The sequence below is a fragment of the Desulfogranum marinum genome, from assembly GCF_016918565.1.
Classification (GTDB): Bacteria; Desulfobacterota; Desulfobulbia; order Desulfobulbales; family Desulfobulbaceae; genus Desulfogranum; species Desulfogranum marinum.
In genome coordinates, this window is the sequence record NZ_JAFFQD010000195.1 from 1 (window position 1) to 327 (window position 327).

Here is a 327-nt window from a genome sequence, read left to right on the forward strand (position 1 = left end):
TAAGCCGCAAAGGAACAAAATGGCTCAACGTTTTAAAAACTCTTGTTACCTACCGTCTTATATCTCCGGGCAGTGAGTGGCGCCTGCACCGTGAATGGTTCCGCAACAGCGCCATGGCCGATCTGTTGGGAGAAGATGATGCGCTTGTGCAAAAAGATAAGCTGTACCGATGTCTGGATAAACTTGTTGACCACAAACGTGATTTTTTCAGCTTCCTCACCAATCGTTGGCACGAACTGTTCAACATCAAATTCGATGTTTTGCTGTATGACCTCACCAGCACCTATTTTGAGTGTGACCCGCCAGGGGGTGGAAAGATAAAATTTG

1 pseudogene is annotated in these 327 nt (G+C 46.5%); it reads left to right on the forward strand.

From position 1 onward, the window contains the following. Window positions 1-327, forward strand: a pseudogene (locus tag JWH17_RS23465) (IS1634 family transposase); the annotation flags it as partial.